General features: G+C 47.9%; 23 protein-coding genes. 19 read left to right on the top strand and 4 right to left on the bottom strand.

Annotation, left to right across the window (positions count from 1 at the left end; all coding sequences use genetic code 11):
- Positions 1-19 precede the first annotated feature (19 nt).
- Positions 20-2278 (top strand): DNA topoisomerase 3, encoded by a 2259-nt coding sequence (locus tag AB4Z29_RS08260; RefSeq protein WP_441942591.1) that lies wholly within the window; start codon positions 20-22, stop codon positions 2276-2278.
- Positions 2279-2367: 89 nt separating this feature from the next.
- On the opposite strand, the gene AB4Z29_RS08255 is transcribed toward AB4Z29_RS08260, so the two are convergent.
- A complete protein-coding gene (locus AB4Z29_RS08255) occupies positions 2368-3102 on the bottom strand; it encodes an HAD family hydrolase (RefSeq protein ID WP_441942590.1) in 735 nt (244 codons plus the stop codon).
- A 144-nt stretch (positions 3103-3246) separates the two neighbouring features.
- Here AB4Z29_RS08255 and AB4Z29_RS08250 point away from each other — a divergent pair, with 144 nt between their 5' ends.
- Positions 3247-3384: a hypothetical protein gene (locus AB4Z29_RS08250; protein ID WP_441942589.1), complete on the top strand. Its 138-nt coding sequence runs from the start codon at positions 3247-3249 to the stop codon at positions 3382-3384.
- A gap of 64 nt (positions 3385-3448) precedes the next feature.
- On the opposite strand, the gene AB4Z29_RS08245 is transcribed toward AB4Z29_RS08250, so the two are convergent.
- Entirely contained in the window at positions 3449-3673 is a 225-nt protein-coding gene (locus AB4Z29_RS08245; RefSeq protein ID WP_441942588.1) for a hypothetical protein, read from the bottom strand.
- Between the two features lie 158 nt (positions 3674-3831).
- On the opposite strand from AB4Z29_RS08245, the gene AB4Z29_RS08240 reads away from it, so the two are divergent.
- From AB4Z29_RS08240 to AB4Z29_RS08195, 10 genes are all read left to right on the top strand, one after another.
- A complete protein-coding gene (locus AB4Z29_RS08240; protein ID WP_441942587.1) occupies positions 3832-4557 on the top strand; it encodes a phosphonate ABC transporter ATP-binding protein in 726 nt (241 codons plus the stop codon).
- A complete protein-coding gene (locus tag AB4Z29_RS08235) occupies positions 4554-5066 on the top strand; it encodes a GNAT family N-acetyltransferase (protein ID WP_441942586.1) in 513 nt (170 codons plus the stop codon). The genes AB4Z29_RS08240 and AB4Z29_RS08235 overlap by 4 nt, the downstream gene beginning before the upstream one ends.
- Before the next feature lie 15 nt (positions 5067-5081).
- A complete protein-coding gene (locus tag AB4Z29_RS08230) occupies positions 5082-5693 on the top strand; it encodes a DUF3298 and DUF4163 domain-containing protein (RefSeq protein WP_441942585.1) in 612 nt (203 codons plus the stop codon).
- Between the two features lie 64 nt (positions 5694-5757).
- Positions 5758-6354: a response regulator gene (locus AB4Z29_RS08225; RefSeq protein ID WP_441942584.1), complete on the top strand. Its 597-nt coding sequence runs from the start codon at positions 5758-5760 to the stop codon at positions 6352-6354.
- A 451-nt stretch (positions 6355-6805) separates the two neighbouring features.
- On the top strand, positions 6806-7486 hold the full coding sequence (locus tag AB4Z29_RS08220) for an MOSC domain-containing protein (protein ID WP_441942583.1): 681 nt from the start codon (positions 6806-6808) through the stop codon (positions 7484-7486).
- Between the two features lie 5 nt (positions 7487-7491).
- Positions 7492-8475, top strand: a complete 984-nt coding sequence (locus AB4Z29_RS08215) for a phosphotransferase (RefSeq protein WP_441942582.1) — start codon at positions 7492-7494, stop codon at positions 8473-8475.
- The gene (locus AB4Z29_RS08210; RefSeq protein WP_441942581.1) at positions 8472-9395 is read left to right on the top strand and encodes a polysaccharide deacetylase family protein; all 924 of its coding nucleotides are present in this window, start codon (positions 8472-8474) and stop codon (positions 9393-9395) included. The genes AB4Z29_RS08215 and AB4Z29_RS08210 overlap by 4 nt, the downstream gene beginning before the upstream one ends.
- A gap of 15 nt (positions 9396-9410) precedes the next feature.
- Positions 9411-10370: an AAA family ATPase gene (locus AB4Z29_RS08205; protein ID WP_441942580.1), complete on the top strand. Its 960-nt coding sequence runs from the start codon at positions 9411-9413 to the stop codon at positions 10368-10370.
- Between the two features lie 10 nt (positions 10371-10380).
- The gene (locus AB4Z29_RS08200) at positions 10381-11523 is read left to right on the top strand and encodes a DUF58 domain-containing protein (RefSeq protein ID WP_441942579.1); all 1143 of its coding nucleotides are present in this window, start codon (positions 10381-10383) and stop codon (positions 11521-11523) included.
- Positions 11524-11723: 200 nt separating this feature from the next.
- Entirely contained in the window at positions 11724-12851 is a 1128-nt protein-coding gene (locus AB4Z29_RS08195; protein ID WP_441942578.1) for a DUF4129 domain-containing protein, read from the top strand.
- 128 nt (positions 12852-12979) lie between these two features.
- Here the strand turns inward: AB4Z29_RS08195 and AB4Z29_RS08190 are convergent, their stop codons facing one another.
- Both AB4Z29_RS08190 and AB4Z29_RS08185 read right to left on the bottom strand, forming a co-directional pair.
- The gene (locus tag AB4Z29_RS08190) at positions 12980-14344 is read right to left on the bottom strand and encodes an NtaA/DmoA family FMN-dependent monooxygenase (RefSeq protein ID WP_441942577.1); all 1365 of its coding nucleotides are present in this window, start codon (positions 14342-14344) and stop codon (positions 12980-12982) included.
- 135 nt (positions 14345-14479) lie between these two features.
- Positions 14480-15370: a LysR family transcriptional regulator gene (locus tag AB4Z29_RS08185; RefSeq protein ID WP_441942576.1), complete on the bottom strand. Its 891-nt coding sequence runs from the start codon at positions 15368-15370 to the stop codon at positions 14480-14482.
- A gap of 153 nt (positions 15371-15523) precedes the next feature.
- Here AB4Z29_RS08185 and AB4Z29_RS08180 point away from each other — a divergent pair, with 153 nt between their 5' ends.
- From AB4Z29_RS08180 to AB4Z29_RS08150, 7 genes are all read left to right on the top strand, one after another.
- Complete coding sequence (locus AB4Z29_RS08180; RefSeq protein WP_441942575.1) at positions 15524-16186, top strand: carboxymuconolactone decarboxylase family protein; 663 nt, start codon at positions 15524-15526, stop codon at positions 16184-16186.
- Positions 16187-16209: 23 nt separating this feature from the next.
- Positions 16210-17400: an amidohydrolase gene (locus AB4Z29_RS08175; protein WP_441942574.1), complete on the top strand. Its 1191-nt coding sequence runs from the start codon at positions 16210-16212 to the stop codon at positions 17398-17400.
- A gap of 141 nt (positions 17401-17541) precedes the next feature.
- Positions 17542-19152, top strand: a complete 1611-nt coding sequence (locus tag AB4Z29_RS08170; protein WP_441942573.1) for an ABC transporter substrate-binding protein — start codon at positions 17542-17544, stop codon at positions 19150-19152.
- Positions 19153-20097 (top strand): ABC transporter permease, encoded by a 945-nt coding sequence (locus AB4Z29_RS08165; RefSeq protein WP_441942572.1) that lies wholly within the window; start codon positions 19153-19155, stop codon positions 20095-20097.
- A gap of 21 nt (positions 20098-20118) precedes the next feature.
- Complete coding sequence (locus AB4Z29_RS08160) at positions 20119-21057, top strand: ABC transporter permease (protein WP_441942571.1); 939 nt, start codon at positions 20119-20121, stop codon at positions 21055-21057.
- Positions 21058-21071: 14 nt separating this feature from the next.
- Positions 21072-22070: an ABC transporter ATP-binding protein gene (locus tag AB4Z29_RS08155; RefSeq protein ID WP_441942570.1), complete on the top strand. Its 999-nt coding sequence runs from the start codon at positions 21072-21074 to the stop codon at positions 22068-22070.
- A 24-nt stretch (positions 22071-22094) separates the two neighbouring features.
- A complete protein-coding gene (locus tag AB4Z29_RS08150; RefSeq protein WP_441942812.1) occupies positions 22095-23060 on the top strand; it encodes an ABC transporter ATP-binding protein in 966 nt (321 codons plus the stop codon).
- Positions 23061-23063: the final 3 nt, after the last annotated feature.

Genomic DNA, 23063 nt, shown 5'->3' with positions numbered 1-23063 from the left:
ATGAAGGAGCGAATCACTTTTGAAGACATTAATCATTGCGGAAAAGCCTGATATGGGGCGGAATATTGCAGCCGCAATCGATCCGAAAGCAAAAAATCACCGTTCCTACATAGAAGGCGAGCACTACATCATAACATGGGCAATTGGGCATTTAATTGGGTTGGCGGAGCCTGATGCGTACGATGAAAAATATAAAAAATGGAATATAAATGATCTGCCGATTATTCCAACGCAATTTAAGCTCGTACCGAACAAAAAAACGATCGATCAGCTTAAAGTAATCGGCGATCTTGCGAAACGGAGCAATCTGCTGGTTAACTCTTGCGATGCGGGACGCGAGGGACAATATATTTTTTCCTTAATCCAGCGGCATCTGAAGCTAAGTCAACCCGTTAAGCGGCTTTGGATATCCGATCTGACGCCTGAGACGATTCGGAAGGGCTTCGATGAGCTTAAAGAAGGAGCAGAATACGAAAATTTGACTAGAGCGGCAACGGCAAGAAGTGAAGCTGACTGGCTTATCGGCATGAACGGTTCACGTGCTTTTACGACCAAACACAACGTTCTGCTGTCAGTTGGACGCGTTCAGACCCCCGTGCTTGCGCTTATTTATGATCGGCAAAAGCAGATCGAGGCGTTCTCTTCATTGAAGTTCTTTGAACTGGAGGGACATTTTACACAATTGGATATGTCCTATAAAGGCATGTGGCAGGGTGAGCGGGCAACGGATCAAGCTAAGGTCGAAGCGATTGCCGCAAAGGTAAAGGGTAAGGAAGGCCGCATCGCTTCCTACGAGGTGAAAGAAACAAAGGAATATCCGTTCAAGCTATATGATCTTACGTTATTGCAGAGGGAAGCGAACGGGAAATATGCATTTTCTGCTAAAAAAACGCTGGATACCGCTCAGGCGCTCTATGAGAAGCATAAGGTAATTTCGTATCCGAGAACGAATTCCAACTATGTAACGGAGCAGAATATACCCGAGATGCACAAAACGCTTAATGCGCTTCAAGGAACAGCCTATGACGACCTCGTCAAAGGAGCAAACCGAGCATTGGTGCACAAGGGAAATAAATTTATTTGCAACCCGACTAAGGTTGAGGATCACCATGCGATATTGCCAACGAACCGCAAGGCGAACGGGCTAAGTCCTGATGAACAGAAGCTGTACGACCTCATCGTCAGACGATTCCTGTCTCAATTCTATCCGCCCGCTGAGTATAAGGTGCATACCGTCTTGACAGAGGTAGAGAACGAGCATTTCAAAACGACGGTAAAAGAGCTTCTGCATTTAGGCTGGAAGGTTATTTATGCCGATCAGAAGAAGGAAAAGGCAAAACCATCCGCGAAAGGCAAAGATAAAGAGGATACGGAAGAAGAGGAAATTGAAGTAAGCGAGCCGTTCTCGATTAATGCAGACGAAGGAATCGTATGCTCGGATGCAATCGTGAAGGAAAAAGATACGCAGCCTCCCAAGCACTATACCGAAGGAACGCTGCTTAAAGCGATGGAAAGCGCCGGCAAACAGATCGAGGATGAAGACGTACGTGATGCGATGAAGGACTCTGGCTTAGGTACGCCGGCCACGAGGGCAGCGACCATTGAACGCTTGAAAAATGTCGGATATGTCGAAATGCAAGGGAAGAAGATCCTAGTTGCCCAAAAAGGGAGAACCGCAATCGAGTTGATACGCGGCGCAGGCATAGACCTGTTGACATCACCGGAAATGACCGGTTTATGGGAGCGGCGTTTAAACGAAATATCGAGAGGAACCGCTTCAGACGGACAATTCATGGAAAATGTTAAAAAATTCGCAACCATGATCGTGGATAAAGTTCGTGTCCAATCCCGTGCCGCCAAAACGTCATTTGAAAGTGAAGCTCCGAGCGCTGGAAGAGGGGCTGCCGGCAAGTCGGCAGCAGCTTCCAAGACTCGAGCCGTTAACCCTAAAGCAACCGGAACCGCCAGAAAAAGCACTTCAGCAACAGCAGCGGCGCCGGGCACCATAACGATGATCACGAATTGTCCGAGCCCTGGCTGCGGCGGTTCCATCTTTATGGGACGAAAGGGCTATGGCTGCTCCCATTATAAAGAAGGCTGCAAATTCGTTATATGGAAAGAGAGCTATGGCCGCAGCTTGACTGATTCACAGGTGAAATCGCTTGTCGAGAAAGGGAAGACGACGAAGCTGAAGCTGCAGCTAGCAGACGGTACGCCTGCAGAAGGTAGAATTGTCATCCGCAATCTTGCAACAGGCGAATTATCCATTGAGCAATAATCCCGACATGCACGTAAATAAAGACCCGGCTCGTTCTCGTAAGCGTATGAGAACAAGCCGGGTCTATTTATTTGAATAACAATTGTAAATTATCGGTTAACGTAGCCGTGAATCGCATCAGGTACATCCTTCAGGTGATCCAATGTCAAGAAAGCACCTTTCGGTTCAACCTCGATCTGAATGACGTTATACTCCCATTCGGAAACAGCGCGCATATGGATAGCATGTATACCTGCAGTCAATGCGGGCACAACATCTGTGCGAATCGAATTGCCGACCATCCAAGTGCTATTCCTGTCAAATACGCCGGCAGACAGGATGTTTTCGAGCGCATCGCTGTTTTTGAGACGGCGGATATAGATACGCGATTCAAAATAGCGCTCCAGGTTCATTTTCTCAATCTTGCGGCGTTGGATAGGCAGCTCGCCACCCGTATACAAATGCAGCTCATGACCTGCTTCTGCCAATGAAAACAAAGTTTGCTCCATATTGGGATAAGGCTCAGTATCATGTTCATATACGCTTAAACCAAGCTTCCATAATAGATTCTCTTCATTGGTTGAGCGCTTGCGGCCAGTCAAATGGGAGAAATGAATGTACGTGTCGACAAAAGATTGCGGGAAATGCTCGCTCTTAAAGCCGAACACGGCAACTCCTGCAATATCGATCTCCATCTGCTTGTCACGGATCGCTTGGGCTGATACGAGCGGTGAGCTTCCGAACCAGGTCGTCATCGCATCGATGAACTGGTCGATGACCAAATAGAAGTATTTGTTACAGTGAATGAGTGTATCGTCGAGGTCAAACATAATTTGTTGTTTCATAATATGCGATCTCCTTTGCGGGACTTGAAACTGTATGACCAATCTACCGCAAGTGGAGAGTAGAGTCAATGTATGGGAAAAGGTTGCAAGGATCTCACATCAATATCCAGTAAATTTGGCATGCTATACGTGGAGGTGATTGAGATGGTCAACATCAGAAACAACAAAGGCGATAATTTCCAAAATCATTCCAACATGCGCGGGCAATCAGGCAAGCTTAAAACAGACAAAGTCGCTAAGCGTCCACCAAGTCTTAATGGCATTAACAAACAGCTTCCATAGAAAAACATCAATAAAACACGAAGAGGAGAGCAGGGTGGATTCCCGGCTCTCCTCTTACGCAACATTATGCATATTTGAGCTGCGAGGCTCTTAATTGATTTTTAATAAAAGCAATTCGCCTGCGAACATAAAAATCTTTGCTTGCGCCTTTCAAGTCCTTGGGAGTGATCACCTCCTCTGCAACATTATCGATGATGATAAGCCGTCCATCGGCGTAAAACTTAAAAGTTAAGTCACGTCCAGGGCGTTCATTCTCTACATAACGGAAATTTTCGCAGATGTTATTCATGGTGATCAGGCCTCCTCCAAATGGTTGAATTCGATGATCAATGGAACGTTTGTTCTTGTTTTTATTATACCAAACATTTGTTCGTATGGAAACTGTTTTTTGTTTAACGTAAACTAGATTCATAGAAGCAGTTGCTGCAAACAGAAGGAGAGCGGAAAATGATTAGAATAAAGAATCTATCCAGACGAATACCCGGCGGGCCTAAGGTGCTGGACGACATTAGCTTTGAGGCGTATCCTGGTGATTTTATTGCGATAAAAGGAGATAGCGGAAGCGGCAAATCAACCTTGCTCCGCTGCCTCGCTCTCCAAGAGAAATGGACGGAAGGAACGTATCAATTCGACGGCAAGGATATTTTCAAGCAAGGCTTTTCCGGAAAAATGAAAGTGAAGCAAGAGGTAGCTTATGTGGAGGAGAAGCCATTCTTGTTTCCCAACAAAACGGCACTCAAGAATGTTATCATTGGCTCGGTATCACAAACTCCGGCTTGGCGCAGGTGGACAGGCATGGTCAGGAGCGATGATTACATGGGCGCTATGGACATGATCGAAAAACGCGGGCTTATAGATAAAGCACATCAGAAGGCGAGCACGCTAAGCGGCGGCGAACGCCAGCGGATGGCTATCGCAAGAGCGCTCGTTCATGGCGCGAAGGTTATTGCGGCTGATGAGCCCGTATCGGGTCTTGATCCGCATACAGCGGATCAAGTGCTGACGGATTTGAAAGCGCTATGCAAAGAGCAAGGCGTAATCGTCATCGCTGTTATGCACCAAGGGGATTGGGCAGAGCGTTTTGCCGACCGGATCCTAGGCCTGAAAGGCGGCAAGCTCGTGCTTGACGTCAGCGGCAGACGACTGACAGAACGCGAGAAATCACTGCTGTGAACGAAATCAACCTGCGTCTTATTAGAAGAGAAGAGCTGGATGAAGCTATTAGGCTAGAACGCCGCTGCTATTCGCCCGAGGCAGCAGCTACGCTCGAAGGATTTCAATTCCGTTTTGACCATTATCATCCGTTTTTTTGGACGGCATGGATGGGCAATCGGTTAGTCGGAATAACAAATGGCATTCGCACGACTGAGTCCTCATGCGGAGATGAGATGAAAGGCGATCAAGCAGATGAACGGGAGGGCAGAAACTTCTGCGTCCTTACCGTTGCAGTCGATGAGAACCAGAGAAGGCAAGGGATAGGAGCAAAACTGCTGCGCAAGCTGATCGAACATTGCGAGGCTACGGATATAGAGAAAGTGATATTGATGTGCGAAGAGCATCTTATTCCGTTCTATGAGGCGGAGCAATTCGAGCTGAAAGGTGTTTCTGCATCTACGCATGGCGGGATTACGTGGCATGAGATGAGCCGTGAGCTGCATAAACTGAAGCATCTAACCGAATAGGAAGGTGTCTTTCACATGTCATTTCAATCACCTGTCGTCATTCAAACCGCCAACGCCGAGTTTCCAAAAGCAGAGCTGTCCATTCCTTATGTGAGCGGTGGTAAAAACGAGGCTGCTGACAAAAAAATAAATCATACCATTCATCAAACCGTTCAGCAGTTGGTCCACAGCCAAGGAGAGCTGGACGATCCGAACGCCCAGATGCTTGGCTACTTCGAACAGAAGAACAACCAGAAGGATTACTTAAGCCTTTCCTTGTATAATTATGCCTTTACCGGCGGGGCGCACGGCATGACCTTGCAGCATTCGTTGACCTTTAAACAATCGACAGGTCAAACGTATACGTTGTCCCAGCTTTTCAAGCCAGGTTCAGATTATGTGGGTCGTATTAGCAAAATCGTAAGCGCTCAAATTAAGGAAAGAAAGATTGAGACACTTGAGCCCTTCAAATCGATCCGCCCCGATCAAGACTATTATGTAGCGGACAGATCACTTGTCGTTTATTTTCAATTGTACGAACTCTCAGCGTATGTGTACGGCTTTATTTATTTTCCGATTTCAGTATACGACCTACAGGACATCATAAACGAAGATGGACCGCTTGGGGTGATGCTTGTAAATGATTGAATGCTAGCACGCCCACTTTTGCAAAGCTGCTGTTCGGCAGCACAGCTTCCAAGGAGATACGAAATTGTCTTATTTTCTTATTCTAATTGCTGCTGCACTGCTTGTTGCTGTATCGTTCGTTTTCTATCAGCAGCGTAAAATAGAAAAGGAGCACCGCGACAGCAAAAATAGGTCTGCCCCGCAGACGTTCGCTCCGACAGTATCAATGTCTACGCCTTTAAAAAAACCAAAAGCAGTCGTTGATTCCGAAAAGAAGGAGCACCATATGAAGGATGGGCATTCCGTCAATTTGCTTATTGTGGATGATCAGTACCCGATTCGCCTTATGCTCTCTGAATTGTTCACTGCGTCAGGTATGCGTGTATTTGAAGCAGAAACTGGTGTTGTCGCATTGGAAATCTGCTCGACTGAATCGATCGATTGTATATTGCTGGATTTAAAATTACCAGACATGGACGGCATTGAGATTTTACAAGGCATAAGAGCAATTGCAAGCGAGGTCCCGGTTGTTCTCATTTCGGCTTATGCTTCACCTGAGAAGCTGGAGGATGCGGTAGCGCTTGGCATCAGTCATTGCTTCACAAAACCGTTTGATATTATTGAATTGAAAAACGTAGTCCTGCAGTTGAGCGATCCAAATTCAAGAAAATCCATAACTTAATTTCGGAGCTAAAGGAGCCTCTCATCTGCATGGGTGAGAGGCTTTTTTTGCATATTGAAAACAGCTTCTCCTGCATGCTGCCAAGCGAAGCAATACGTAGTTCTTCATGTAGGAACATAACAGATTCATATTGGCTTGGACTGAAGCGAAGGTTGGAGAGTGCTGCTAGCTATTGATCACGGAGGAAATGTACAACGTATAGCGGGAAATGATACGATTGTAATGTAGGAAATATTCGGACAATTCAAAAATCATTTCCCGGGCTAACGCAAGATGCTACACAAAAGAGTGGATTTCGACATGCCGATAGGCTAATGGCATAGGACTTGTCGAAAGCGATTTCATCTTTTATTACATGTTATATATAATTAATGATATGATATCTCTTTGCCAACATCTGCCGATGAAGATTATAATAGTCAAATACGAAAAACATAGGAGGCAAGAGGGTATGTTGCAACAAACGGATCGTGCAACGCTCGTTTCACTAAACGTTGGCGAGCCTGTGGCCATCGCTCATGGTTCCAAGGTCATTCAATCTGGGATCTATAAGGTTCCTTCTCTGGACGCGCATCATTTATCGAGCATGGGATTAAATGGCGATGGTCAAGGGGACTTGATTAATCATGGAGGACCGGACAAAGCAGTCTGTGTATATTTTGAGCGAAGATTTGCGAGTTGGAAAGAAGAAGCGGATCTTTCGTTTACTAGTGGAGCATTCGGTGAAAATTTCACCTTATCGGATTGGACGGAGGAGGACTTGTGCATTGGCGATATTATCCATGCCGGAGAAACCATTCTTCAAGTAAGCCAACCGAGACAGCCTTGTTTTAAGCTAGGATTAAGGCATTCCTTACCTGAATTGCCTGCACGCGTTCTGAAGAACGGCTATACGGGCTGTTACTTCCGAGTGCTCAAAGAGGGACAAATTGCTACCGGCACAAAATTCACTGTGGAGAGCCGTCATCCGGCAAGGAAAACAATTGCAGAAGCCAATCGTGTCATGTATCGCAATAAAGATGATATCCAAGGCATCCGCGAGCTGCTGGACGTTAAGGAGCTTGCGGCAAGCTGGCAGGAGCAGTTAGGTGCAAGGCTGGAGAAGCTGTTGAAGGAAAAGCAAGGAGGATAAGCAGCTTGAATGACGACATCGATTTTACCGTCTACTTGGATGAATATCAATTCCTAGCACCGTATGAGGTTAAACAGCGCGATAGCGGAATGAATAATACGACTCGGGTTATTTTGTCGGGCAATGAAAGATATGCATTCAGAATTTATAACAACCATAAAGATGTAGAGATCGTGAGGCTGGAGCAAGAGGTGCTATTTGCTCTGGCACAGCAATCTCTTCCGTTTCAAATTCCCATTCCTGTTCGCAATAAGCGGGGAGACACATTAAGCATAGCAGGGGATGGCACGCTGTCTGCATTGTTTCATTATATAGATGGAGACAGACCGACTGCTTCCAATCCTGAACACGTCTATGCGCTTGGACAAATCGCTGCTCAGCTTGCTAATGCGCTAGGAACAATCAAGCCTGACCGACTCCCCCTTTATAGCCCGTATTTTGAGCTCGAAAAAACATATGCGGCGATGGGTGAAGCTGCCTTCCTCTCCATGGCTGATCGATCAGAGGCGTTAAGTGCTAGACGTATCAGCTTTGAATATTTGCAGCGGGAGCGGAACTTGCTAAAAGAAGTGAGCGCCGAGCTCGAATGCTGGCCCCAACAATGGATTCATGGTGATTTGGTATTCAACAATACCGTTTCACAGGAGAATGCCATAATCGGAGTGCTCGATTTTGAATTTGCTACCATGGATGTTAGGGCAATGGAGCTTGCGGTTATTATTGTGGACCTGCTCAAACCGGAAGATGCTGAGATGAAAATGAACATACAGCTCCTTGTCAATGGCTATAAGAGCATTTGCCCGTTAACTGCGGAGGAGCTGCAGCTTCTGCCTCGATTAATGAAGCTTAGGCTGCTGGATGTTGCTTTGCACTTCGCGGTTCGGTTTAGAGACGAGCTGGATAAAGATGATGTCTTTTGCCAGATTGTTGACCAATCGGCATTCGGATGCAAATGGATTAATGAAAATTGGGAGGATGGGATCGCATGAGTTTGGCAAAAGCGCTCGGGTATGGCGAGGATGAGAAGCTGCTGCTCGTAAATGCAGACGACTTTGGTTTGTGCCATTCGGCAAACAAAGGCATTCAGCAGCTATTGCTGGAAGAAACGGTAAGCTCGGCAACGCTGATGATGCCATGTGCTTGGGCGAGAGAAGCAGCGCTTTGGAGCGCAAGGCATCCGCATCTAGACGTAGGCGTTCACTTCACACTTACAAGCGAATGGGATTCGTATCGGTGGGGTCCGGTTAATCGCAAAGGCTCAACAGATTCCTTAGTAACGAATGAAAACTATTTCCCAAAGGATTGCAAAACCTTTGAGCAGCACGCAGATGCCCAGCAAGTACAGGCTGAGCTAATCGCTCAAATAGAGATGGCATTGGCAATGGGGATGAAGCCTTCGCACGCTGACAATCATATGGGCAGCTTGTACGGACTCGCAACTGGCCGGCATTTTCTGCCTGATGTATTAGATGTATGCGCTTCCTATGGTCTACCCTTCCGGCTGCCAAGGTATTTGCTCCAGGAGAACGGTCAGATCGCTCCACCAGAGCTTGCCGAGCAGGCGAAGCAGCTTGCACAGCTTGCAGATTCAAAAGGAGTCGTCATTCTAGACTATTTAGTCGGTCTCCCTTTTCAGTTGCAGGATGGAGAAGATTTCGATTCGCTGAAGTCCAGCATGCAGCAGCTATTGCGAAGTCTTCACGCTGGGGTAACCGAGCTGATTATACACCCGTCTTTGGTTACGGAGGAGCTGAATGCTTTTCACGGGCAGCCGACAAAGAGGGGAATGGAGCTGGAGTTGTTCCGTGACCCAGCGATCAAGCAGACGCTTCAAGTTGAAGGAATTCGTATGATTCGCTGGCGTGAGCTACAGAAGCTGCAGCGCGAACGCACTGGATTTATAACATAATAAGGGAGCTGAACCATGTCATTCCATGCAATCAAACAACTTGCTGAACAGGTGAAGATAAACATCGGGCGTGTAATCATAGGAAAAGAGGACGTTGTCGATTTATTGCTCATTGGACTCATAACCTCGGGACATGTTTTGCTGGAAGACGTGCCTGGCACAGGAAAAACACTGCTTGCCAAATCCCTTTCTAAGTCGCTTGATCTTACGTTTAGACGTATTCAGTTTACGCCCGATTTGCTGCCTTCCGATTTGAGCGGCATCCATTTCTATAATCAAAAACTTAGTGAATTTGAATTCCGGGCCGGGCCCTTGTTCACGAATTTGCTGCTAGCTGATGAAATTAACCGGGCAACGCCGCGTACGCAGTCCAGCTTGCTTGAATGCATGGAAGAGAGACAAATTAGCATCGATGGGGAGACGAAGCTGCTCTCGCGTCCATTTATGGTTATCGCCACGCAGAATCCGATCGAGAACCAAGGCACCTTCCCGTTGCCGGAAGCACAGCTCGACCGTTTCTTGTTCAAAATAAAAATGGGTTATCCGACTACCGAGGAGGGCCTGCAGCTGCTTAAACGCTTTAAGTCGAATGACCCGCTTGCTGAGCTCAAGCCCGTCGCAGGTATAGACCTGATTCAGCAAGCGCAGCAAGCTTATACCGCGGTTAAGGTAACCGATGATGTGCTCCACTATTTGCTGCAAATCGTGGAGCACACACGCAAGAGGGATGAGGTCACGGTAGGCGTTAGCCCAAGGGGTAGCCAGGCGCTGCTTCGCGCTTCCCAGGTTCATGCGATTCTCCGCGGACGCGACTTTGTTACGCCTGATGATATCAAAGCAATGGCGAAGCCCGTACTGGCACATCGCTTGGCTATTCGCGGGATGCAGCGCGGAGCGAATCAAGCAGACCTGATTATCGACGATATTATTCGTTTGACCGCGGTGCCTGCGGAAGCCGGCGTTGCGGCAAATTAGGCGGAGCTAGATGATTTTATTTTGGTTCATTGTAGCTGCCCTATTCATTCTCGGCCTGCAAAGCCGTTTATTTCAACGGTTTGTCCTGCGTCATATGAAATATGAACGTCGCTTCACCTCAAAGACTTGTTATAGCGGCGAACAGGTAGAATTGGTTGAAGAGATGGCCAATGCGAAGTGGCTCCCGGTTCCATGGCTTCGCGTCGAATCGCAGCTGTCCACGCACCTGCACTTCAAGCAGCAAGAAAATTTAACGGTAAGCAGCGGCCAGCTTTATCAGAATCATAAAAGCTTCTTCACTCTTCCGCCTTACACGAAGATTAAGCGAACTCACCGCATTACGTGCGCAAAGCGCGGGTGGTATAAGCTTCAGACGGTAACGCTCACCGGGGGAGATCTGCTTGGTATATCGCATACTTCCGAGCAAATTGCGCTTCATGGCGAGCTACTTGTATATCCGAAGCCAGCAGAGGTACCTGTCCATGAGCTGCCATACCACAGCTGGCAAGGAGATCAATCGGTCAGCCGCTGGATTATCAATGACCCTTTTATAGTGGCTGGCGTTCGTAGTTATCAAGCAGGCGATACTTTTAAGCAAATCAATTGGAAAGCAACCGCCAAGACAGGCGATCTGCAGGTGCATCAATATGATTTCACGGCAGATCGCAGGCTAATGATCTATTTAAACGTTGATGATGCCGAAGGAATGTGGCGCAGCGTGACGGATCTCGTGCTTATCGAGCATGGCATTGAATGGGCAGCAGGCGCAGCAGAAGCCGTTATTCATCAAGGCATGGAGGTTGGCTTTGCAGCGAACATGCCAGTAAAGGGAACAAATGAGAGCATTCATATTGAGCCAAGAGGCGGGAACGAGCATTTGCTCGGTATTTTCGAAGGCATGGCCAAGCTGGAAATTGAACGTACAGAGCTATTCCATCATTTGATAGAGCGCGAAGCACGGAGCGGGTACAGTGAACGGGATGTTCTGATGATTACCGCTTATTGGAATGATGAGCTTGAGCTACAAGCAGACCAGCTCCGATATAATGGAAATGCGGTTGCGATATGGCTGTTGACCGACCAAGCCATTCACGAAAGTAAGAACGATGGACAAGCGGCATCTACAGCCGAGCGGGAAGAGGTGCCTGCTTGAGGACTTCCCATACCTTTAAAATTTTAGGGCAAGGCATAGTAGAATTATTATTCTATTTCCCGTTCTTACTTATTGCTGCGGTCTATCTATTACCGGAACCGACGATGTGGCTTTGGGTAATGACGCTCCCATTATGTTACCTTGCAGGCTCTTTGGCCACTAAGAAACGTGCAAGCATGCGATATGGAGCAAGGCTCCTGATGGCTGTTGCGATAGGCTGCGTGCATGGCACGCTGGCTATATCAGCTACACGAGATGCTGCCATAATTGCGTTTGTGGTAGCTGCGATCCTTTCTTCCGTTATGGTGACCAGAGGCATGAGCAGCCAACTGAAAGGCTGGACGGCTTCGTTTCCCAATACGCAAATGCTGATAGGCGTAATCATGTATGTTGCCATACAGCCTTTAAAGCTCATGGTTTTCAAAAAGCTTATACCTTTTAACGGTTTATTAATCGTCTGCGGCATCGTTTGCGTTATTCTTTTTTTCTTCTTTGCGAATGAACGCCATCTGAATAGCGAGACCTCCGAAATGGGCAAAACTTCGGCAACGCTTACGTTTAAGCGCCAAAATAGGATTATGATGATTGTCATTGTCTTATTAATCGCCATCATCGCGTTGTTCAGGCAAATCCAGCAATCAATCGAGCGATTCTTTCATCGGATTGCCGATATCATCATGAGCTGGCTTAACCGTCCGAAGGAAGAAACGGCTCCAGCAGAGCAGCTGCCTGATGCGCCACCTCCACAGATGCCCGCCGAAGAGATGAAGCCGCCTTCCGATTGGATGCTGCTATTAGAGCAAATTGCCAAAATAGTAGGGATTGTGCTTGCCATTGCGGCTGCTTGCATTCTGATCTATTTTATTGCGAAAAAAGTGATGAAATGGCTCCGGCTGCTGATCGCCAAGCTGCAAGAGCGTGGAGCTGAAAATCGCAGCAATAATGGAGGCTACATCGATGAGGTTGAGAAGTTAACGTCATTAAACAATTGGCGGGAGCAGCTGGGAAGCGAGCTGAAGAAACGATTCCAGAAAAAACGAAAATTTGCCGAGGAGTGGGATGAACTGTCCACCAATGCGGAAAAAATCAGATTTCTGTATGCTCGTTATGTACGGGCAGTTACAAAGCAAGGATATGTAGCAAAAGAGCATCTAACGCCTAGGGAAACGATCGAGGAGCTCGCTGAGTGGCAGGCTGGAAAGCTGAATGCAGGCGAATTGTCGCAGCTCGTTGAGGTGTATGAAGAGGTGCGTTATGGTGATAAAAGCGCAAAGGACGAGTTGGTTGACCGATTAAAGCGGCCATTCATTAAAAACAATAAAGAATAAAAAGGCGATGCAGTAACAATAGCGGGTCGACCGTTAAAACAGCTTTGCGTTAAAAACGGCAAGGAATCAAAAAGCGAACCAGCAACGACAGCTGGTTCGCTTTTTTTATGGGGAGATGGAAAAAATGTTTACTCGCTGTCTTTCTTTCGGAAATGGGCACCTGGATGCGTGTGTGGCAATTTGGTTTTCCCAGCACCGAACAAACGCTCGCGCAAGCTTTCTTCCTCATACGCCGTACGAAACATGCTTCTCCGCTGCAGCTCAGGCACGACGTAGTCAACGAAATCTGTAATGGTTCCAGGCAATAGGTACCGTTCAAGATTAAACCCATCAATGCCCGTGTGCTCAACCCATTGCTGCATCTGGTCGACAATTGTGGCCGCATCGCCGCATAATGTTATTCCGCGAAATTCCTTCTCCGCGAATTGATCCGCTACTTCCCGAACGGTCAACGTTTTTTCTTGATGCTTCGTAAAACGCTCAGTGTGTGTACGCCCCTGCTCGGAATTGAAGTCTCCAAAAGCGGACTCCGGATCGAGCGCAGTTAGATCGATCCCAGTAGCATTCTCGTAGGTAAGCAGTGCAGCTTCCCGGCTTCTATAAGCTTTGAAAGACTCTAGCTTCTCGATAGCTTGCTCGGTTGTCTCGCCGACAATGGCTGATAAGCCTGTAAATATCTTAATGTCATCCGCTTGGCGGCCATAACTCACAGCACGGCGGCGTATATCCTCAACCTGCTTTTTCAACGCATCCATGGTAGGCGCTTTGAGAAATACGCCTTCCGCATGCTTAGCGGCAAAATCCCGTCCCCGATCAGAGCTTCCAGCTTGGAAAAGAACAGGGGTACGCTGTATGGAAGGCTCACAGGCATGGGAAGCCGTAACGTTGAAATATTTCCCTTCATGTGAAATAAGCTTTACCTTGGAATAATCGGCGTAACGGCGTTGCTCGCGATTGGCAAGAACAGCCTCGTCCTCCCAGCTTTCTTCGAAAAGTCGGTAGCTAATTTCAAGAAATTCCTCGGCTTGATCATACCGCTCATCATGCGAGAGAGTCGCATCCCTTCCGAAGCATGCCGCTCCCGCATTCCCGCCGGCAGCCACTACATTCCAGCCGATTCGCCCATTAGTCAAATGATCGAGCGTGGAGAAGCGACGAGCATTCGCATAAGGCGCCTCATAGGTAGGTGAAGCCGTAGAAATGAAAGCAAGATGCTTTGTGACGGCCGAGAGGGCAGAGATGCTTAACATTGGATCAAGCACAGGCGTATAAACGGCTTCACGGTAGGCAAGCTCATGCTTATTCGTAGGATAACCATAGGAATCCGCGAAAAAAATAAAATCGAACAATCCGCGTTCGCATAGCTGTGCAATCTCGATCCAGAACGAAAGATCTTTATAACGCGTCGATTGGTTCTCTGGGTGTGCCCAGGCGCCTTGGGTCATTTGGTTAGGGGTTTGAATATCAAAGATGCCGATATGAATCTTTTTCATTATCTACCACTCCTGAACTGTTGGCTTTTGTTACAGCGTAGTGTTCAGATCATATCGGAAAATAACAGCCTTGTATAATTGATAAATGTAATAGATAAATTTAATAAATGTAATCGCACGGATAGTAATAGGTGTTTAAACCCCAACGTATAGACGGCGTTTTATTTCATCCTTCAAATCGAGTGAGATTCGGCTCTGTGCATCAATGTTCCGCTTTGTCAGTAAGCCAAGCGGAGGTCCGCTGAGCAAATCCTTGACTGTTTTGACGACCGTGCCGGGTATTGGCGGCGTAACCGCGACCTCTGGAGATAGCGCAATGCCCATGCCGGCTTGCACGAAATATTTGATCGCGTTGATTCCGGTAACTTCCATGCCTGCGTGGCGCAATTGACCAATCTGACTGGTAATCATCTCTTCGATACGGATACGGAAAGGGCATGTCCCGGGCGTAAATAGCATTTTTTCGTTTTTGAGATCCTGCAGACGGATCTCCTCTTTATTCGCGAGCGGATGATGGGCAGGAAGCAGCAAAGTAAACGTTTCTCGGAGAAGCGAATCGAATGCAAGCTCGATATGAGGCTCTGGCTGATTGCATAATGCAAAATCAATCTGATCCTCCAGCAGCATTCTAATCATATCGCGAGTGGAGCCGATTGAAACATTGACTTGTACCTTAGGTTTGGCAAGTGCGTATTCCGCTAGAATGGCGGGCAGCCGATTGCTTGCCGAGGGCTCCGTAGCGCCTAACCGTACGCTTCCCGCATCACCGTTTATAAAATCGCTCAATGTGTTGTTAAGCACATCGTATTCCTGAAGCAAGGAATCAGCACGTTCAAGAAACAAACGCCCCGCATTGGTCAACGTAATTGTTTTGCCTCTCTCGAACAATCGAACGCCGAGTTCCTCTTCGAGTTTTTTTATTTGGATGGTAATGGTAGGCTGCGAATATTGCAGGGCTTCCGCTGCGCGCTGAAAGCTGCCCAATTTCACGATGGTCTGAAATGCTTTGATTAGGCRTATTTCCACTCAGGTGCCCTCCGTCTCTTTAATAAACATAATCTGCCGGTTTACTATTTTCAATTATACAACGAGGCTAATATCTATTATGATAACAGAAGTTTCATAACTATTGAAAGAGGAATACTTGGTATTCCAATAAAACGTGGAGGTTTTTTAAAAATGTCTAACGAAAGTTTGTATGTCCGCCATAATCAAGCGTATTCCGCCAAGCTGTTTGCGTATGCGCCAGAAGCTTTCAAGGCATTCGGAGAATTCAATAAGCAGGCGCTGGCTGCCGGGAAGCTCACTGTAAAAACAAAAGAACTGATTGCTGTAGCGGTCGCCCATATTACCGGCTGCCCATATTGCATAGAAGCCCATGTGACCAAAGCAAAGGATCAGAATGCGTCCCTTGAGGAATTGGTAGAATCAATTGTTGTAGCAACTGCGGTAAATGCGCATTCCGTATTCTACAATGCGATTAACGCTTTGAATGCCTATCACAGCACTGGCGCAGAGGAAGACTTATTCGCACGCAGCAACCTTGAGAAAATAGAGGATATAGAGAAGCTGAATGAAGCGCAATACACTTCCTTTACCGGATTTGTACACAGTGCCCTCCAGCCTGGCCTGCTTACTGGGAAAGAAAAAATTCTCATCGCACTCGCTTCGGCACATATTACCGGGAATGCGTACAGCATCGAAATATTCGCAAAACAAGCCAAAGAAGCGGGAACGACGCTTGAAGAGCTTTCAGAGACGATATTGGTCGCGACGGCGCTCAAAGCCGGATCCGCTCTCGCACATCGCGTTAATGCGCAGCAAGCGTTCGATCATAACTAATTCAGGTTAAGGAGGTTCTCCATATGATTGATAAGCGTTTCGCATTCGAGCAGCTGCCGGACTGGGTTGAGGATCAGGTCATTGCTTGGAGGAGATATTTGCATCAGCATCCAGAGCTGTCGTTTCACGAGCATGAAACAGCTGCCTTTGTTGAGAATACATTGCGGGAGATGGAAGGGCTTACGATTAGCAGGCCTACGCCAACAAGCGTTGTAGCCGTACTTAAAGGCGATCAGTTAGGACCGGTTATCGCATTTCGCGCGGATATGGATGCTCTTCCGATTCATGAGGAGAATACATTCGACTTTGTATCCAGTACGCCAGGAGTCATGCACGCCTGTGGACACGACGGCCATACGGCGATGCTTCTCGCTGCAGCTAAATTACTGACTGAGAAGCGGGACTATTTGCGGGGAGAAATCCGTTTTATATTCCAGCATGCTGAGGAGCTTCCGCCTGGAGGCGCCATTGAGCTGGTCGAAGCTGGTGTAATGGATGGAGTCGACTATGTGTTCGGTGTCCATTTGGCATCGTTGCTGCCGGTTGGGCAAATTGGAATCAGGCATGGCGAGATGATGGCTTCGCCTGATAATTTTACAATTGTCATTAAAGGTTATGGCGGACATGCGGGATATCCGCATAGAGCAGTCGATGTCATTACAGTCGGCACACAGCTAGTCGGTCATTTGCAGCACATCGTGTCCAGATTAACCGATCCGCTGGAGCGGCTGGTCGTTTCCGTCACGCAGTTCACAGCGGGTTCGTCCCATAATGTAATCCCTCATTCTGCTACGCTGAAAGGAACGGTTCGGAGCTTTAAACCTTCTGTGCGCCAAGAGGTGCCGGAGATCATTCGTAAAATGTCAGAGGGAATTGCTGCCTTATATGGCGCCACGGTGGAGGTTAACTTCGTGTATGGCTACGAGCCTGTCATTAATGATGAATGGCTGACGAATCTGGTGCACGAAGCAGCGGTTGAGGTGGTTGGGGCAGATCTCGTCATCGCAACACCGCCAGGTATGGGAGGAGAAGACTTCTCTGCGTACCAGCAGCGGGTGCGGGGAACTTTCGTCAACATCGGAGCTGGAAACGAAGCAGAGGGCATCATTTTTCCTCATCACCATCCCAAATTCACAATTGACGAATCATCGTTGTTGACCGGAGTCAAATTATTCCTGCAGGTGGCAGATAAGCTTCTGACAACGAAGAGCTAACAATTGTTGATTATTAAAAAAAGTAAATTGACTTATTAAAACGTTGCAATGTACATTTCATTGTCAATCGTTTATGATGGTTAAATATTATTCCGATAAAAACTATCGGATATATGAGGATTTGGACTAAGGGGGATTCATATGACAAAATTACGTCAATCAACAGCCATTATTTTATTGCTTAGCGCCTTGCTGTTCGTTTACGGATGCTCTAACAATAGCGGGGCATCCGACTCGAACAAGCCAGCTGACGGCAATGCGCAAGCGAGTAGCCAAACCGCAGAGGCGGCAGGCGAGAAGGAGCTGAAGTACGCGTTAGGACAAGCGGTATCGACACTTGATCCGCATCTATCGGTAGGCGGAAGCAACGGTGCGGTCATTCTTAACATTTTTGAAGGATTGTATGCCTTTAACGCTAAGCTTGAGCCCGTTCCCATGCTTGCGGAATCGACCGATGTTAGCGACGACGGAAAAACTTATACGTTTCATTTGCGACAAGGCATCAAATTCCATAATGGCAAGGAGATGAAAGCCGAGGATGCCGCCTCTTCATTGAACCGATGGAAGGAGAAAGCGCCGCGCGCGAAAAATTCCTTCGGAGACTCTTCATTTGAGGTCGTTGACGATTACACGGTTACGTTAAAATTGAGTGCTCCCCAGAATGATACGCTCGCTCAACTGAGCCATGTACTTAATTTTGCAGCCATTATGCCAAAAGAAGCTGTCGATAGTGCCGCACCGGAAGGCATAACCGAATTTATCGGGACAGGCCCTTATAAATTCGTGGAATGGAAGAAGGATCAATATATCGATGTTGAAACCTTCGCCGATTATCAATCGGTTGCTGGTGAGCCGGACGGCTTCTCTGGGAAAAAGGAGCCGCAGATCGAGAAGCTGCGCTTCTCTCTGGTGACGGATACCGCTACACGGTTTAATTCATTTCTCACTGGCGAATATAGCTTTGTGGATATCAGCCTAGACGACCTGCCTCAGGTTGAGGGCCAAGCGGGCATCGAAGTAATCAAGTCCATTTCAAGTGATTACAACGTAGTTTATAACAAAAAATCACCGGTGTTTTCCAATTTGACAAATCGCCAGGCTGTTAATACTGCATTAAACGTCGAAGAAATTTTATTGGGCACTGTCTCAACGCCAGAGCTGTTTGAATTGAATTCAAGCTATATGTTCAAGGATAACGTTACTTGGCATTCCGAGGCTGGAGCCGACCAATATAATCTAAATAACCCGGAAAAGGCGAAAGAGCTTCTGCAGGAGTCAGGCTATGATGGACGGGAGATTGTCTTTCTGACTACGAAGGATCTAGGCGGGAAATTTTACAATGCGACGCTCGTCGTGCAATCGCAATTGGAGAAGATCGGATTCAAAACTAGGGTCGACACGTACGATTACGCGACAATGCTGACAAAACGAGCGGATCAAGGCGTGTGGGACCTATATGTAGGGGGCTTTACCGTACCGACGACACCGTCTCAATTGCTTTATTTTAACCCTACCTACGGTTTTGCGGACGACGCAAAGCTGGCTGAATTGCTCAAAGCTTCAACAGCCGCAATTTCACCCGAAGAGATTAAAGCAGCCAATGACGCGCTGCAGCAATATGCTTGGGAGTATTTGGCGGTATCCAAAATCGGAGACACCTTCACGTATTATGCCATTCGCGATGAGCTGCAAGGCTTGGTTCTTTATGCAGGATATCCGAATCTTGGCAATGTGAAAGTATTGAAATCTTAAATGCTTATCTTTATATCGAGACGGCTTCTTGCCTTGATTCCAGTTGTCCTGGTGATGTCCATCGTCGTTTTTTTGATTATTTATTTGATTCCGGGAGATCCCGCGCGAGTCATGCTGGGTGACGGCGCTGATGAATCGACGATACAAGAGCTGAGAGAGCAGATGGGACTAGGTTATCCGCTAGCAGAACAATACGGACGATGGATATGGAGTGCGGTTCAAGGAGATTTAGGCAGATCCTTTTTTCTGCAGCAGCCCGTGTCTGCAGCTATTGCCGAACATTTGGCACCGACGCTGTCACTTGCGCTTTTCGCTCAATTTATTGCGATCGTAATTGCTATTCCGCTAGGTGTAAGGGCAGCCGTAAACCGAGGCGGTGCTGCGGATAAAGTGTTAAACGCCTATTCATTGCTTGGCATTTCCGTTCCTGGCTTTCTGCTTAGCTTGTTTTTCGTGCTGATCTTTGCGGTCAAACTCAAATGGCTTCCGGTTTCAGGTTATGTACCCTTGCAGGATGGATTTGGCGATTTCTTAAGCTACATGTTTCTTCCTTCACTCTCGATAGGGATCGTTATGTCTTCGTTGACAGCGCGCATCGTGAAGGCATCCATGCTCGAGGTTTTAAACGAAGGATTCGTGAAAACGGCTTGGTCGAAGGGTCTTAGCCCGAATAAAATTATTTACAAACATGTGTTTCGCAACGCACTTATCCCCGTATTGACCGTCATTGGCGGCTCATTCGGGACGCTGGTCGCTGGCGCGGCTGTCATAGAGTCTATTTTTAATATACCTGGTTTGGGACAAATGCTCGTACACGCTGTGGAACGGAGGGATTATGCCGTCATACAGGGCATGGTACTCTTTATTGCCATCGTCTACGTAGCCGTAAATCTGATCGTGGATTTGATGTATGCGGTTGTTGATCCACGCATCCGATTGCAATAAATAGGGCAACAGGAGGAATATATGTTGGCAGATACAGCATGGGGTGTAAGAAAGCAGGACGCTCGCTTGAGGAGAATCATGCAATCCAAGCCGGTAAGGCGATTTACTGCGAACCGTACCGCAGTCGTTGGCGGCTCGCTAATGTTTCTGCTCATAATGGCAAGTTTACTGTCGCCGTGGCTTGCCCGCTTCGAGCCTCAGGCTGTCGATGTCATTCAGCGGCTCAAGCCGCCCAGTCTCACGCATTGGTTTGGTACGGACAATTTGGGCCGCGATGTATTCAGCAGAACGCTTAGCGGAATGGGGATTTCGATTCAAGTCGGATTAACGGTTGCGATAATCAGCTCCTCCGCCGGTTTAGCCATTGGCTTGTACTCCGCTTATTATCGACGGCTCGACCAAGTTCTGATGCGAATCATGGACGGAATATTTGCCTTTCCTGCAGTGCTATTGGCTATGGCGATGATGGCAGCACTCGGACCGAATGTTTCTAATTTAATCATTTGCCTGAGCATTGTTTTTATTCCGGCCGTTGCCCGAATCGTCCGCTCGTCCGCATTGGTCGTGAAAGAACAAACCTATATTGAGGCGATGCGGGCAATTGGCGCTTCTCGCATGCGGATTGTATGGCTGCACATTATGCCTGGCACGCTGCCTGCACTAATTGTTCAAGGCTCTTTCGTATTCGCGGAATCCATCATCGTGGAAGCGGCACTCAGCTTTCTGGGAGCGGGCATTCCAGCACCGATGCCGAGTCTTGGCAATCTGCTCTCGGAAGGGAAAGCCTTCATTTACAATTCATGGTGGATGACCTTGTTTCCGGGGTTTGCCCTAATCATATCGGTGCTTGCAATGAATTGGTTCGGTGATGGCCTCCGTGACATGCTAGATCCTTATGGCAAGACGAAGCGCAATCACAGTGCCAAAAAAAGAAAAAATCGTGCTCATGCAGCATCTTGAAGGAGGCAGGTCCGTTGGCAAACGACAGCTTGCTGGACATTGATTCATTGAAAACAAGTTTTCATACTGAAGCTGGCACAGTCACGGCAGTCGATGGCGTCTCCCTAAAGATCGCAGCGGGAGAAATCGTTGGCATTGTAGGAGAGTCAGGCTGCGGGAAAAGCGTCACCGCGCAGTCCATATTAAGACTGCTTGATGAGAAATCGTTAACGAGCTACGCAGGTGAAGTTAAATTTGACGGAGTTGACCTGCTCAAGCTGAGTCAGCGTCAAATGAGAAGCGTGCGCGGAAATGACATCTCCATGATCTTTCAAGATCCGTTAAGCTCATTGAATCCGCTCTTGACGATTGGCGAGCAAATTACCGAGACGATACGCACGCATCGCAAAACGAGCAGGAAAGCTGCTTTACTTGAAGCGGTTGGCCTGCTTCAGTTGACAGGGATTCCCTCACCGGAGCGTCGCGTGCATGAATATCCGCATCAGCTCTCCGGCGGTATGCGACAACGCGTCATGATTGCGATAGCTTTGGCATGCGAACCCAAGCTGCTCATTGCCGATGAGCCAACAACGGCACTTGACGTCACGATACAAGCGCAAATCATGGATTTACTGGTCAAGCTGAACAAAGAACTCGGAATGAGCGTGCTTCTGATCACACATGATCTTGGTGTCGTTGCCGAGGTATGTCACAAAGTGGCTGTCATGTACGCCGGTCAGATCGTCGAAACAGCGGATGTCGCAACGTTATTCAGCAATCCCCAACATCCGTATACAGCAGGTTTATTGCACTCCATTCCTCATATTGACCGCGATCGTTCTAAGCCGCTCGAGGCTGTACGAGGATTTGTGCCTGCGCTGCATCAGCTGCCGAAGGGCTGCCGCTTTGCTCCGCGCTGTCAGCTTGCGGATGAACGATGCAAGACTGACTTGCCTGGGTTGGAGCCAAAGCCCGGCATAACCACTTTGGCACGCTGCTGGCACTCGGAAGCGCTAGTAAGGAAGGAGGCATGAGCCGTGACTGACCACGTTGTTGAAATGCGATCGTTGCCTATGCTCAAGGTAAGCGGTCTTCGCAAGTATTATCCCTCGAAGCAGCAGGGAACATGGCGTTCTAAGCAGGTGAAGGCAGTTGATGATGTTTCCTTTCTGTTATATGAGGGAGAAACCTATGGTCTCGTCGGAGAATCCGGTTGCGGCAAAAGCACGCTGGGAAGGACGCTGCTCAGACTGACCGAGCCCACGGAAGGATCCGCGGTTTACCAAGGGGAAGAATTGTTCGCCTTATCAGGCAAATCTCTCCAAGCTTACCGTAAGCAGCTGCAGATGGTATTTCAAGATCCTTTTGCGTCGCTGCATCCGCGTAAAACCATCGGTTCCGCACTCACCGAACCATTAATCATTCACCGAATTGGAACACAAGAAGATCGTTATGCGCGCGTGTTAGACATGCTGCAGATCGTTGGTCTACAGGCTGATCATTATAACCGGCTTCCTCATGAGCTGTCCGGCGGGCAAAGGCAGCGCGTCGTATTGGCGCGAGCATTGATTCTTGAGCCGAAGCTGGTTATTTGCGATGAGCCGGTTTCGGCTTTGGATGTCATTATCCAAGCCCAAATACTAAATCTGATGAAGCAGCTGCAGCAGGATCTCAAGCTTACGTATCTATTTATCGCGCATGACTTAGGCGTCGTTCGCCATATATCGGATCGGATCGGCGTCATGTATTTAGGGAAGCTCGTAGAAGAGGCGCCAACCGACGAGTTGTTCGCAAATCCGTTACATCCTTATACGAGAGCACTGCTCTCCGCCGTTCCGAATCCGGATCCAAGCTCAAAACGGGAACGGGTATTGCTGGAGGGGGACATTCCATCTCTGCTGAATCCTCCGACAGGCTGTTCCTTTCATCCGCGCTGCCCGCTTGCGACTGAACGCTGCGGCAATGAGCTTCCGCTAAAACGGCAGGTAGCGGCCACCCATTATGTGGCTTGTCATTTAGTCTGAATT

This window comes from Paenibacillus sp. 2TAB23, from assembly GCF_052115165.1.
Lineage (GTDB): Bacteria > Bacillota > Bacilli > Paenibacillales > Paenibacillaceae > Pristimantibacillus.
This window is presented reverse-complemented; position numbering and strand designations above follow the sequence as displayed.

Coding starts and splice junctions, on each gene's coding strand:
- AB4Z29_RS08255 (WP_441942590.1), bottom strand. CDS start 3,102: ATGAAACAACAAATTATGTTTGACCTCGACGATACACTCATTCACTGT.
- AB4Z29_RS08250 (WP_441942589.1), top strand. CDS start 3,247: ATGGTCAACATCAGAAACAACAAAGGCGATAATTTCCAAAATCATTCC.
- AB4Z29_RS08245 (WP_441942588.1), bottom strand. CDS start 3,673: ATGAATAACATCTGCGAAAATTTCCGTTATGTAGAGAATGAACGCCCT.
- AB4Z29_RS08240 (WP_441942587.1), top strand. CDS start 3,832: ATGATTAGAATAAAGAATCTATCCAGACGAATACCCGGCGGGCCTAAG.
- AB4Z29_RS08230 (WP_441942585.1), top strand. CDS start 5,082: ATGTCATTTCAATCACCTGTCGTCATTCAAACCGCCAACGCCGAGTTT.
- AB4Z29_RS08220 (WP_441942583.1), top strand. CDS start 6,806: ATGTTGCAACAAACGGATCGTGCAACGCTCGTTTCACTAAACGTTGGC.
- AB4Z29_RS08210 (WP_441942581.1), top strand. CDS start 8,472: ATGAGTTTGGCAAAAGCGCTCGGGTATGGCGAGGATGAGAAGCTGCTG.
- AB4Z29_RS08205 (WP_441942580.1), top strand. CDS start 9,411: ATGTCATTCCATGCAATCAAACAACTTGCTGAACAGGTGAAGATAAAC.
- AB4Z29_RS08200 (WP_441942579.1), top strand. CDS start 10,381: ATGATTTTATTTTGGTTCATTGTAGCTGCCCTATTCATTCTCGGCCTG.
- AB4Z29_RS08195 (WP_441942578.1), top strand. CDS start 11,724: ATGGCTGTTGCGATAGGCTGCGTGCATGGCACGCTGGCTATATCAGCT.
- AB4Z29_RS08190 (WP_441942577.1), bottom strand. CDS start 14,344: ATGAAAAAGATTCATATCGGCATCTTTGATATTCAAACCCCTAACCAA.
- AB4Z29_RS08180 (WP_441942575.1), top strand. CDS start 15,524: ATGTCTAACGAAAGTTTGTATGTCCGCCATAATCAAGCGTATTCCGCC.
- AB4Z29_RS08175 (WP_441942574.1), top strand. CDS start 16,210: ATGATTGATAAGCGTTTCGCATTCGAGCAGCTGCCGGACTGGGTTGAG.
- AB4Z29_RS08170 (WP_441942573.1), top strand. CDS start 17,542: ATGACAAAATTACGTCAATCAACAGCCATTATTTTATTGCTTAGCGCC.
- AB4Z29_RS08165 (WP_441942572.1), top strand. CDS start 19,153: ATGCTTATCTTTATATCGAGACGGCTTCTTGCCTTGATTCCAGTTGTC.
- AB4Z29_RS08160 (WP_441942571.1), top strand. CDS start 20,119: ATGTTGGCAGATACAGCATGGGGTGTAAGAAAGCAGGACGCTCGCTTG.
- AB4Z29_RS08150 (WP_441942812.1), top strand. CDS start 22,095: ATGCGATCGTTGCCTATGCTCAAGGTAAGCGGTCTTCGCAAGTATTAT.